Raw genomic sequence first — 12,266 nt, 5'->3', positions numbered from 1 at the left:
GGTGACTCCAGGACGGTCAGGGTCGCTCGCACTGAGCGGCTACGGCGTGGCCCGTACCATCGGCAGGCTCGACGACGTGTACGGGCCGGGATTCGACTGGCAACTCGCCCACCTCCTCGGCCTGGCCGGCTTCCTGCTGTTCGTGCCGCTGGTCCTGGGGTTGCGGACGCTGGTGCCTGCCGGAACGGTCCGCGAGGTGGCGGTCGGCGCGACGTTGTTCGGGCTGGCGGCCTCCGTGGTCCAGTTCGGAGCGGACATCGTGCTCGCGGTCATGGCCGCCGACAAGGAAGAGCTGCGGAGCCTGCAGCAGGACTTCGCCGGCCTGCCCGGGGTGCGACCCGCGATCTACGACGTCGGGCCACTGTTCCTCTTCGTCGGGATCGTGGTGGTCGCGGCGCTGGCCGCCGGGGCGGGTCGGCTGCCGTGGTGGAGCCCGGTGGTCCTGCTCGTCGCGGTGCTGCTGCCACCGGTGAACCTGGACCTCATGCCGCTGGCCGGGTTGTTGATGCTGGTGGCACTGCTGCCGCTGTGGCAGCCGATCCGGCAGGTGTCGGCGGCGGGCTGACGCCGCGGCGCGCCGGGGGGCCGAGACCACCGGCGCCCGTCGACGTCAGCGACCTCGGCGGGTGTTGAGCCGGGCGGCCTGGCGGGTCAGGTGGTCGCGCTCGGCGAGGTTGGCGGCCCGGTGGGCCGCCTCGGCGTAGAGCCGGGCCGCCGTCGCCCGGTCGCCGTCGCGTTCGTGCAGGTACGCCGCCACCGCCGCGTAGCGGGGGAGGGAGTCGTCCAGCCCGGCGAGCGCCGCCAGCCCGGCGCGCGGTCCGTCCGCCTCACCGACGGCCACCGCCCGGTTGAGCAGGACGACCGGGCTGTCGGTCAGGCGGAGGAGTTCGTCGTACCACTCGACGATCTGCACCCAGTCGGTCTCCTCGGCGGTGGGCGCGTCGGCGTGCAGTGCCGCGATGGCGGCCTGGGCCTGGAACTCGCCCAGCCGGTCGCGGGCCAGGGCCGCCTGCAGGATCTGCACGCCCTCGGCGATCGACCTGGTGTCCCACCGGCGGCGGTCCTGCTCGGCGAGCGGCACCAGGCTGCCGTCGGGCGCGGTCCGGGTGTCGCGGCGGGCGTGGTGCAGCAGCATGAGGGCGAGCAGCCCCGCCACCTCGGGGTGGTCGATCACCGCCGCGAGCTGCCGGGTGAGCCGGATGGCCTCGGCGGCCAGGTCGACGTCGCCGGAGTAGCCCTCGTTGAAGACCAGGTAGAGCACGCGCAGCACGGTGGCGACGTCGCCGGGCGCGTCGAAGCGTACGCCGGAGACGGTGCGCTTGGCCCGGCTGATCCGCTGCGCCATGGTCGCCTCGGGCACCAGGTAGGCCTGGGCGATCTGGCGGGTGGTCAGCCCGCCGACGGCGCGCAGCGTGAGCGCCACCGCCGACGACGGGGTCAGCGACGGGTGGGCGCAGAGGACATAGAGCTGGAGCGTGTCGTCGACCGCGGGCACCGGCCCGGGCGCCGGCTCCTCGTCGACGAGGCCCTCCCGCCGGCGGCGGGCGGCGTCGGCCCGGGTCGCGTCGAGGAACTTGCGCCAGGCCACGGTGACCAGCCAACCCTTCGGGTCGCGGGGCGGGTCGGCCGGCCAGCCGCGGACCGCCTCGATCAGCGCGTCCTGCACGGCGTCCTCGGCCGCCGCGAAGTCGGCTCCGCGGCGGACGAGGACACCGAGCACGGCCGGCGTGAGGCTCCGGAGCAGGGCCTCGTCCATCAGGTCACTCCGTGATGGTGTGCGACGCGGTCAGGAAGGGACGCAGCTCGAGCCACTCGTGGATCGGCTTCCCACCCGCCCCGGGGGCGGCGGACAGCTCACCGGCCAGCTCGACGGCGCGTTCGTAGCTGTCCACGTCGATCACCATCCAGCCGGCGATGAGGTCCTTGGTCTCGGCGAACGGGCCGTCGGTCACCGGCGGGCGGCCCTCGCCGTCGTACCGGACGAACGTCCCCTCGGGGGCGAGCGCCTGACTGTCGACGAACTCGCCGGTCTTCTCCAGCCGGGCCGCGAAGTCGTTCATGTACCTCACGTGCGCCGAGATCTCCTCCGGCGTCCACTGGGCCATCGGCACGTCGTTGACCGCGGCCGGAGCGCCCCGGTAGTGCTTGAGCAGCAGGTACTTGGCCATCGTGGTTCTCCTCGATGCGGGTGACCCATTCTGGTCACGTTCACCCCGGGGACGGAGCCGCCCACGGGTTCTCGACATCACCGGCCGAACTTTTCCCGCTCGCGGGAGCCTCGCCGAGGGCAACGGGGCGGGGCAGCAGGTCAGGCGCCCGCCGGCTCGCCCAGCAGCGCGCGGATCTCGTCTGCCTCCGGGTCGCCGAGCTCGTCGAAGACGGCGAGCGCCCGACGCCAGCAGGACCGGGCGCGGTCGGCGTCACCCAACTCGCCCAGCGACCGCCCCAGCGCCAGCAGGGTCCGCGCCCGGCCGTGTTCGTTGCCGGTGGACCGGTGCAGCCGTACCGCCTCGCGGAAGCGCAGGATCGCCCGGTCGTGATCGCCCAGTTCGGCGTGCGCCTCACCGAGGTTGGCGATGCAGATCGCCTCGGCGTACCGGTCGCCCGCGTCGCGCATCGCCGTCAGCGCCTCCTCGTGGCGGGCGATCGCCTCTCCGGGCTGGCCCAGCAGGACGTGGCACTGGGCCATGTTCTGCAGCGCCACGCCCTCACCCCGCCGGTTGCCCCGTAGCCGGTGCTCCGCGCGGGCGAGGGCGAACGTGGCCAGTGCCTCGTCCGGGCGGCCCGCCTCGGCGTGCGCGACGGCCAGGCTGTTCAGGCTGGTGGCCCGCCAGTCCCGGTCGCCGCTGGCCTCGTGCAGTCGCAGCGACTCCTGGTACAGCTCGATGGCCTCGGCGTAGCGTCGGCTCTCGCACAGCGCGGTCGCCAGGCTGGCCAGCAGCGCTCCCTCGGCCCGCCGGTCACCGTCGGCACGGGTGGCGGCCACCCCGATGCGGGTCGCCGCCCGCCAGTCCTCCCGGCGCTTGGCGATGTACCAGTACGCCGAGGCGCCCAGCGCGATCCGCCAGGCGTGCCCGGACGCCCCGCCGGACGCCGCCGCGCGGATCACCGGGAGCAGGTTCGTCCGTTCGCTCTCGCACCAGCTCAACGCCGTCTGGTAGGTGTCGACGCGGACCGGCTCGACCAGGGCCGGCGCCGGCGGCGCGAAGTGCGGCCGGTGCGGCTGCAGCACCAGGCCCGCCGCGTCGACCGTGCGCAGGTACCAGTCCAGCAGGCGGTCGAACGCCAGCCGCCGGTGGGTCGCGTTCTCCGGTGCCTCGGCCAGCTCCCTGGCGTACGCGCCCACCAGGTCGTGGAACTGGTACCGGTCGGGAGCCGGCAGCTGCAGGAGGCTGGCCCGGTGCAGCTCGGCGGCCAACTCGCGGACCCGAGGCAGGTCGAGCCCGGCGAGCGCCGCCGCGGCGTGGACGCCGACGCTCTCGCCGGGGTGCAGGGCCAGCCGCCAGAACAGCTCGGCGGCCGGCGGTGACAGGCAGCGGTACGACCAGGAGAAGACGGTACGGAGGTTGACGTCCGGACCGTCCGGCTCGGCGAAGGCGTCGAGGCGGCGTCCCCGCCGCAGCTCCCGCAGCAGGTCGCCGAGCGGCCGGTCGGGCAGCTCCAGCGCGCGGGCGGCGACGATCCGGATCGCCAGCGGTACGTGCCCGCAGTAGTCGGCCAGCGCCTCCCGCTCGTCGGGTCGGGACCGGTGCAGGCATCCGGCGACCAGGTCCACCGACTCGGTCGGCCGCAGCGGCGCCAGGCTGAGCGGCACCGCCTGCTCGCGCACCACGAGCCCGGTCAGCCGGCGGCGGCTGGTCACCACGACCAGACCGGCCAGGTTCCCCGGCAGCAGCGGTCGGACCTGGCTGGCGTCGTAGGCGTTGTCCAGCACGAGCAGCAGCCGGCGGCCGTCGGTCAGGCTGCGCATCCGCCCACTCTGGGCGTCGACCGTGGGCGGGATGTCCGCCGGTGGCACGCCGAGCGAGAGCAGGAGCCGGGGCAGCGCCTCCGCCGGCCGCATCGGGGTGTCACCGGGGCTGAACCCGCGCAGGTCCAGGTAGACCTGGCCGTCCGGGAAGTCGCGCCGGTGCAGGTGGCCCCAGTGCAGGGCGAGGGCGGTCTTGCCGATTCCGCCCATGCCGTCGATGACGACGACGCCGGCTCCGTCGCCGCACCGGGCGGCGTCCAGCTGGCCGTCGAGGGTGGCGAGTTCGGCGTGCCGGCCGACGAACACGCCGTGGGCGGGTGGCAGCTCGGCCGGTCGTACGGGTGGATCGGCGCGGCTGCCGCGCGGCCGGCTGCCGGTCGGCCGGCCCGGTGGGACCTCCAGCGTGGGGTCGGCCCGCAGGATCGCGGCTTCCAGCTGCCGCAGTTCCGGTGTGGGGTCGAGGCCGAACTCGGCGACCAGCCGGGCCCGCAGGTCGCGGTAGGTCCGCAGGGCCTCGTCGGTGCGCCCCTCCCGGTGCAGGACCAGCATGAGCTGACCGGCCAGCCGCTGCCGGAAGGGATGTTCGGCGACCAGTTTGGTCAGCTCGTCCAGCGCCTCCCGGGACCGGCCCAGCCGGATCCGTGCCTCGAGCCGGTCCTCCACCGCCGTCCACATCACCTCGCGCAGGCCGGCGCAGAGGCGGTCGCGCACGTCCGTCGGGGCCACGTCGGCCAGCGGGTCGCCCCGCCACAGCTGGAGCGCCAGGTCGAACAGCTCGACCGCGGGTGCGTCGTCGGCCTGCCGCGCGCGGGTGACCAGGTCGGTGAAGCGGTGCACGTCGACTTCGCCCGGATCCACCCGGAGCAGATAGCCGCCGCCCGTGCGCAGGATCTCGTGGCTGTCCGGCGGGTCGGCGCCGGTCGCGTCGCGGGCGCGGCGCAGGCAGGCGCGCAGCCGGGAGACGAGCGCCTGGAGCGTGCCCCGGGCGGAAGCCGGCGGGTCGGACCCCCAGACGAGCTCGACGAGCCGGTCCACCGTCACCGGGCGGCCGGGTTCCAGCAGGAGCAGTCCGAGCACCAGGCGCTGCTGGCGGGAGCCGAGATCGATCGACGTGCCGGCGGCGTACGCCTCGACCGCACCGAGGACGCGGAACTCCACCTGGTCACCTCCGGTCGTCCATTATGGCCGCCGCGCGGCAAGCCGTCTGCAGGCTTTCTGCAACCGGCCGGGATGATCCTTCGCGCGATCGGATCTCACGAGGATCGATCCGTCCGGGGAGCTACGTCACCCGCCCATCGCGTCCACTGGGAGGTTCATCGTGCCTGTACTCGTACGCCGCCTGCGACCGTGGCTGGTCGCCGGCGGCGACGCCCTGCTCGCCACGGCGTTGACCGTCGCCGTCTGCTGGCTGGTGCTGCGGTCGCTGGCCGGCGGCGCGGCCGGGCCGGTGGGCGCCTACCTGGCCGGCGACCTGACCGGCCTGGCCGCCGCGGTCGCCGCGAGCACCGGCGCGCCGCTGGACTGGAGCATCGGCGCCACCGGCGGCCGGTTGTATCCGATCTCCATGCTGCTGAGCGGCTCCCAGCTGGCCCTGCTGGTGGCCGGCCCGCTGGCCGCGGCGGTGTTGCTGGCCTGGCGGGCCCGCCGCCGCCCGCGGTCGCCCGGTGCGGCCACGCTGGCCGCCGGCGGCTACGCGACCCTGATCGCGGGCCTGTCCGCCGCGGGCGCGGCCACCGCGACGGATCCGCTGGTGCACCTCGCCTCGCCGGCCTGGCTCGCCGGGCTGGCCGCCCTGGCCTGGGCCGGAACCGCCCAGCTGGTCGCGGCCGCGCTGCCCCGGCGCGGGACGCCGGCGCTGGCCACCCCGGCCCGGGCCGGGGTGCTCGCCCTGGTGCTGGTGGCGGCGGGCGTGGTGGTCGGGCAGCCGGCCGCGGCGCAGCCCGGGCGACCGCCGGCCGAGCGGGTGGTGCCGTTCGAGGGCGACCCGACGCCCGCGCCCAACGGCTACCGGCGGGCCGGAGTGGCCGCCGCGCTCGCGCGGGTCACCGCCGAGCAGGGCCAGGCACCGCTCGCCGCGTTCGAGCCGTGGCGCGGGACACCGTCGATGCTGAGCCTGTCCAGCCGCCTCGGCGGGGACGTGCCGGGCTGGCTGCGGCGCAACTCGGGCCTGTTCGGGGTGGCCGACGCGAGCGCCCAGCTACGGCCGCTGCGCGAGCAGCGCGAGCGGACCGGCGAGCGGCACGTGTGGTTCGAGCAGCACGTGGGCGGGGTGCCGGTCTACGGAACCCGGGTCGGCGTGCACCTGGACGCCACCGGCCGCACGGTGGAGTTCCTGACCAACTCGCTGGAGCCGGACCTGATCGTGGACCGGGTCAGCGCCGCGGTCAGCGCGGAGACCGCGACGGCGAACGCCCGCCGCGCCCTGCCCGACGGGTCGTTGGTGGAGCCGGCGAAGCTGTACCTCCTGCCCGCCGGGGCGGATCCGGGCCGGCGTACGCCGACCGTGCTGGCCTGGCACGTCTGGCTCACTGACGTCCGGCAGGGCGTGTCGACGTCGTACTTCGTCGATGCGGCGACCGGGCGGCTGGTGTACGCGCTGCCGCGCACCGCGCACGCCAAGGACCGGCGCATCTACGACCTGAACAAGCTCTCCGACGACAAGGTGCCGGTGTCCCCGAAGCGGGCGGAGGGCGATCGACCCAGCGGCATCCAGGACGTGGACGAGGCGTACGACAACCTCGGCCACACCTACGACTACTACCACCAGACCTTCGGCCGGGACAGCTTCGACGACGAGGGCGGGCAGCTGCGGGCGCTGGTGCGGGTGCGGCAGAACCCGGACCGGCCGATGCGTAACGCGATGTTCATCCCGGACGTCATCGACACCATGGTGTTCGGCGAGGAGATGACCAAGCTGGACGTGGTGGCGCACGAGCTGACCCACGGGGTCACCTTCGAGACCGCCGACCTGTGGTACATGTACCAGTCCGGGGCGCTCAACGAGAGCTTCTCCGACATCTTCGCCGAGGCGGTGGAGAAGTTCGCCACCGGCAGCAACGACTGGCTGGTCGGCACCGGCATCCCCGGCGGCGCGCTGCGCAGCATGGCCAACCCGCCGTCCTACGGCGATCCCGGCCACTACCGCGACTTCGAGCGCAGCTGCCTGGACATGGGTGGCGTGCACACCAACTCGGGCATCCAGAACAAGGCGTTCTACCTGCTGTCGCAGAAGATCGGCATCGAGAAGGCGGCCCGGATCGCCTACCGCACCCTGATCACGTACCTGGCTCCGCGGGCCCGGTTCACCGACTCCCGGGTCGGCTTCATCGAGTCGGCCAACAAGCTGTACGGCAAGGGCTCGACCGAGGCCAAGGAGGCGGCTGCCGCGTGGACCGCGGTCGGGGTCGACGGCGTGTACGAGCAGGATCGGCAGGACTGCCTGTGCATCGCCGACACCTCGCTGACCGGGGTGGGCCCGGAGGGCCTCGAACCGCAGGGCCCGGGCGTGGACGCGGTGCTCGGCGCGCTGCTGCACGTGCGGGACCTGTTCGCCGACGGGCGCACCCCGGCCCTGCGGCACTACGAGGTCATCTACGCCGACGGCGGCGACCGGGCGATCGCGCTGATGACCGCCGACGACGACCTGCGCCGGCGCACCGCCCACGCGATGCAGACGCTGCAACCGGTGCTGCAGACCGTCGGCACCCCGGACGGTGACGGCACGGTGGTGACGGCGGCGATGCTCACCGAGCTGGAGACGCTGCTGCGCGACTACGCGGCCGCCGACCGGGCGGCCGGTGGCGGCGAACTGGCGTCGGTCATCGAGACCGAACTCGGCAAGGCGAACTTCCCGGCGCTGTCCGGGCTGACCGCCAACCAGGCGCTGTCGTATCTCGACACGCACGTCGGCTGATTCCTTCTCCGGTGGTGGCGGGCGCACCCGCGCCCGCCACCACCGCACGCCCAGACGAGGACCTCCATGCATCCATCCCTTCCCGCCCCACGGTCCCGCGCCGTGCGGCGGCTCGCCGCCGCGGTGGCCGGCGTGCTGGCCGCCGCACTGCTCACCGCTCCCGCCCCCGCGACCGGTGCCCCGGCCGACAAGCTCCAGCCCGCGGCGCGTCAGGCGCTGGCCGGCGGGCGCACCGCCGACCTGATCGTCGAGCTGGTCGAGCGCGCCGACCTGCGCCCGGCCCGCGAACTGCGCACCCACGCCCAGCGCACCGCCTACGGGCAGCGGACCCTGTCCGCGCTCGCCGAACGCAGCCAGCGCGGCATCCGGCAGCTGCTCACCCAGCGCCGGGTGGGTCACCACCCGTTCTGGATCGTCAACGCGGTCCACGTCGAGGACGCCGACGCGAAGCTCGCCGCCGAACTGGCCCGCCGGCCCGAGGTGCGCACCGTACGCACGATGCGCACCTTCCAGCTGCCCGAGCCGACCCCGGTGCAGCGGGCCGCGGCGGCCGCGGCGGTCGAGTGGAACATCGACCGCATCCAGGCACCGCAGGTGTGGTCGCGGTACGGCGTGCGCGGTGAGGGCATCGTGGTCGCCAGCATCGACAGCGGGGTGCAGTTCGACCACCCCGCGCTGGTCCGCCAGTACCGGGGCAACGTCGGCGACGGCGTGTTCGACCACCGGTTCAACTGGTACGACCCGTACGGGCAGTGCCGCACCGCGCCCTGCGACACCAACGGCCACGGCACGCACACCATGGGCACGATGGTCGGCGACGACGGCGACGGCACCCAGATCGGCGTCGCGCCCGGCGCGCGGTGGGTGGCCGCCCGCGGCTGCGTCGGCAGCGGCTGCACCGAACTGGCCCTGCTGCTGGCCGGCGAGTGGGTGATGGCGCCGTTCGATGACACCTTCACCAGCCGTCCCGACCTCGCCCCGCACATCGTCAACAACTCGTGGGGTTCGCCGAACAGCGACCCGTTCTACAGCCAGGTGGTCAGCCGGTGGATCGAGGTCGGCATCATGCCGGTCTTCTCCGCGGGCAACAGCGGCCCCGACTGCGACACCGTCGGATCACCCGCCGACTACCCCCAGGCGTACGCGGTGGCCGCGTTCGACGCCGAGGGCGCAATCGCCGACTTCTCCAGCCGGGGCTCGGCCGCCGCGGAGATCAAGCCCGACATCGCCGCACCCGGCGTCGCGGTGGTCTCCTCGTTGCCGGGCGGACGCTACGAGGCGTACAACGGCACCTCGATGGCGGCGCCGCACGTCTCCGGGGCGGTCGCGCTGCTGTGGTCGGCGGCCCCCGAGCTGATCGGCGACATCCCGGCGACCCGGGCCCTGCTCGACGGCGGCGCGATCGACGTCGCCGACGCGCAGTGCGGCGGCACCGCGGCCGACAACCCGGTGTGGGGCAAGGGCCGCCTCGACGTGCACGCCGCGGTCGCCGCCGCGCCCCGCGGCCCCCGCGGCACGCTCACCGGCGTCGTGCGGGGGGCCGACGGACCGGTCGCCGGCGCGTCGGTGCGGCTCAACGGGCCCAACCGCACCGAGCGGGTGGCCACCACCGACGCCACCGGCCGGTACAGCGTCACCGTTCCGCCCGGCGGCTACACGGTGGCGGTGAAGGCGTTCGGGTTCGGCGACGGCGCCACGTCGGTCACCGTGACCGCCGACAGCACCGCCACCGCCGACCTGACCCTCGTCGCGCTGGCCCGGCACCCGGTCAGCGGGGTGGTCCGTGACCCGGGCGGCGTGGGTGCGGCCGGCATCTCGGTGAAGCTGCTGGCCACGCCGCTGCCCCCGGTCGTCACCGGGCCCGACGGGGCGTACCGGATCGACAACGTGCCGGTCGGCGGGTACACCCTCACGTTCGGGGCGGGCCGCTGCCTCAGCGCGGGCAGCCGGCAGGTGACGGTCGACGGGCCGGAGACGGTCGACCTGTACCCGCCGGCCCAGGTGGACAGCTCCGGCTACCAGTGCAACGGCACCACCGCGCCGTTCCCGACCGGCACCACCGCGCTGGCGCTCACCGGCGACGACGAGTCGGCGCAGGTGAACCTGCCGTTCGCGGTGCCGTTCTACGGCCGCAACCACACCACCATGTGGGTGGCCACCAACGGGTTCCTCAGCTTCGACCGGGCCGCTGACAACTCCATCAACCGCGAGGTGCCCAACCCGTCCACGCCGAACGCGTCGGTCTTCGCGTTCTGGGACGACCTGGTCGTCGACGCCCAGGCCACGGTGCGCACCGCCAGCTACGGCACCGCGCCGGACCGGCGGTTCGTGGTCGAGTGGCGCAACGTGACCTTCTGGGAGGACGAGACGCAGCGGGTCACCTTCGCCGTCGAACTGTCGGAGACCGGCGCGGTCACCGTGCACTACGGCGACCTGACCTCCGCCGCCGTGGCCCGCGGCGCGGGCGCGAGCGTGGGCGTGGAGAACCAGACCGGCACGGTCGGGCTGGAGTACTCCCGTGACGTGGCGGCGCTGCGCCCGCACAGCGCGGTCACGTTCCGGGCGGCCGGGTCGCTGTACGGCACCGTCACCAAGCCCGACGGGTCACCGGCCGCCAACGCGCTGATCTCGGCGGTCACCGGTGACGCGCCCGCGGTGACCACCACCGCCGCGGCCGACGGCACGTACGTGCTGCACCTGCCGCTGGGCACCTACACCGTGGACGTCTCGCTGGTCACGTTCGGGATCCACCGGTCCACGGTGGTGCTGGACACCAGCGGCGCGCGGGTGCGCCACGACGTGCGGCTGTCGCTCAACGAGCGCACGGTGAGCGGCGTGATCCGGGACTCGCTCGGTCAACCGGTGCGGGGGGCGGAGGTGTGGCTCGCGCACAGCGAGCTGCCGACCGTGCGGATGACCACCGGCGCGGACGGGGCGTACCGGTTCACCAAGGTCCCCGAGTCCGACGTGGCCACCTACGTCTACGCCAGCGTCCCCGGCTGCCAGCGCGACGGGCGGCTCTACCTGCCGACGATCATCGGCGGTGACGCCGTCAACGACATCACGGTGATCGCCCCGATGGGCGTGGTGGACGGCGCGGACGGGTTCGGCTACCAGTGCGTGCTGGGCTCGGTGGAGCCGAGCTTCGCCGGCACCGCGGTGACGACCAGCGAGTACGGGCCGCCGACCGCGGTCGCGCTGCCGTTCGAGTTCCGGCTGTACGGCCAGCCGTACCGCACGACGTACGTGTCCCGCTACGGCTACCTGACGTTCGAGCCGTCGGACCACCAGAGCGGCTCCAACAATTTCCTGCCCAGCACGTCCAGCCCGGACGCCGCGGTGTACGCGTTCTGGGACGCCCTGGCCATGGACGCGTCGTCCCGGGTGACCCACGGCACCGCCGGCACGGCGCCGAACCGGCGGTTTATGGTCTCATGGCAGGACATGCTGCTCGACGGCGAGCGGATCAGTGTCGACGCGGTGCTGCACGAGGACGGCCGGATCGACGTGCAGCACCGGCTGCTGCCCGACACCGCTGCCGGACGCGGCGACGGCGCGACCGTCGGCATCGAGGACGCCGACTCCTTCCACGCGCAGGAGTACAGCTACCACGACGAGCGGCTGCGTTCCGGGCAGTCGGTGCGGTTCCTGCCGCCGGGCACCGTCACCGGCGTCGTCACCGACGCGACGACCGGCGCGCCGCTGGCCGGGGCGACGGTGCAGTTCCTGCGGCTGGAGGAGGTCGAGGAGGAGGTCGTCACCGACGCCACCGGCACGTTCACGCTGCGGGTGCCGCTGGGCGCCTGGGACCTGGCGGTCGACGCCGCCGGTCACTTCCCCGGCACCGCGCAGCTCCGGCTCGACGCGCCGTACGGCACGGTGCGCCGGGACGTGCCGGTGACGCCGATCGGCTGACGGCGGGTGGATGCGGGGCATCTCAGCCCCGCATCCACCGTCGCCACCACCGCGGCCGCTGCGGTTGTCGATGAACTCGGATGTCATGGCGTTCGGCGCGACGATGCGTACGCTGCATGATCGTGTATGCCGTCGGGGAACTCCTGCGGCAGTGGCGGCAACGCCGGGGGCTCAGCCAACTGGACCTGGCGATCGCTGCAGACGTCTCGGCTCGTCACGTAAGCCTGGTCGAGACGGGTAGATCCAAACCGAGCGCCGACATGATCCTCCGACGGCCAGATCGGCTCCACGTGTCCGTTCTTCGCTCACGTACCCCCGCCGTGCTGACCCGGCTGCTCACCGACGCCGCGCTGCGCGACGCCGCGGCCCAGGTCGGCCGGGAGATCGCCGCCATGCCGGACCCGGCCGACCTGGTGCCGCGGCTGGCCGCGCTGGCCCGCTGAGCGCCTGGCGCCGATCGGCGCCAGG

At 74.2% G+C, this 12,266-nt stretch carries 7 protein-coding genes and 1 pseudogene; 5 read left to right on the top strand and 3 right to left on the bottom strand.

The features are described 5' to 3' along the window. Window positions 1-46: 46 nt before the first annotated feature. Window positions 47-565 (top strand): hypothetical protein, encoded by a 519-nt coding sequence (locus GA0070609_RS19760; protein WP_088995155.1) that lies wholly within the window; start codon window positions 47-49, stop codon window positions 563-565. 45 nt (window positions 566-610) lie between these two features. Here GA0070609_RS19760 and GA0070609_RS19755 read toward each other — a convergent pair whose 3' ends face one another. The 3 genes from GA0070609_RS19755 to GA0070609_RS19745 form a co-directional block, all read right to left on the bottom strand. Then, window positions 611-1,756, bottom strand: coding sequence for an RNA polymerase sigma factor (locus GA0070609_RS19755; RefSeq protein ID WP_088995154.1), 1,146 nt, complete (start codon window positions 1,754-1,756; stop codon window positions 611-613). 4 nt (window positions 1,757-1,760) lie between these two features. After that, complete coding sequence (locus GA0070609_RS19750) at window positions 1,761-2,168, bottom strand: YciI family protein (protein ID WP_088995153.1); 408 nt, start codon at window positions 2,166-2,168, stop codon at window positions 1,761-1,763. A 140-nt stretch (window positions 2,169-2,308) separates the two neighbouring features. Beyond that, window positions 2,309-5,128, bottom strand: coding sequence for an AfsR/SARP family transcriptional regulator (locus GA0070609_RS19745; RefSeq protein WP_088995152.1), 2,820 nt, complete (start codon window positions 5,126-5,128; stop codon window positions 2,309-2,311). A gap of 160 nt (window positions 5,129-5,288) precedes the next feature. On the opposite strand from GA0070609_RS19745, the gene GA0070609_RS19740 reads away from it, so the two are divergent. The 4 genes and pseudogenes from GA0070609_RS19740 (at window position 5,289) to GA0070609_RS33660 (ending at window position 12,241) form a co-directional block, all read left to right on the top strand. Beyond that, window positions 5,289-7,883 carry a M4 family metallopeptidase gene (locus tag GA0070609_RS19740; RefSeq protein WP_088995151.1) on the top strand — a complete coding sequence of 865 codons (2,595 nt, stop codon included), beginning with the start codon at window positions 5,289-5,291 and terminating at the stop codon, window positions 7,881-7,883. Window positions 7,884-7,949: 66 nt separating this feature from the next. Beyond that, window positions 7,950-11,798: a carboxypeptidase regulatory-like domain-containing protein gene (locus tag GA0070609_RS19735; RefSeq protein ID WP_088995150.1), complete on the top strand. Its 3,849-nt coding sequence runs from the start codon at window positions 7,950-7,952 to the stop codon at window positions 11,796-11,798. 80 nt (window positions 11,799-11,878) lie between these two features. Continuing rightward, window positions 11,879-12,058: pseudogene (locus tag GA0070609_RS19730) on the top strand (helix-turn-helix domain-containing protein); the annotation flags it as partial. Window positions 12,059-12,088: 30 nt separating this feature from the next. Further along, a complete protein-coding gene (locus GA0070609_RS33660) occupies window positions 12,089-12,241 on the top strand; it encodes a hypothetical protein (protein WP_172899259.1) in 153 nt (50 codons plus the stop codon). The last annotated feature ends 25 nt before the right edge of the window (window positions 12,242-12,266 follow it).

Source organism: Micromonospora echinaurantiaca (assembly GCF_900090235.1).
In the GTDB taxonomy this organism is placed as follows: Bacteria; Actinomycetota; Actinomycetes; order Mycobacteriales; family Micromonosporaceae; genus Micromonospora; species Micromonospora echinaurantiaca.
Note: the sequence above shows the minus strand (reverse complement) of the source record. Positions and strands in the feature narration are given on the sequence as shown.

Coding starts and splice junctions, on each gene's coding strand:
- GA0070609_RS19755 (WP_088995154.1), bottom strand. CDS start 1,756: ATGGACGAGGCCCTGCTCCGGAGCCTCACGCCGGCCGTGCTCGGTGTC.
- GA0070609_RS19750 (WP_088995153.1), bottom strand. CDS start 2,168: ATGGCCAAGTACCTGCTGCTCAAGCACTACCGGGGCGCTCCGGCCGCG.
- GA0070609_RS19735 (WP_088995150.1), top strand. CDS start 7,950: ATGCATCCATCCCTTCCCGCCCCACGGTCCCGCGCCGTGCGGCGGCTC.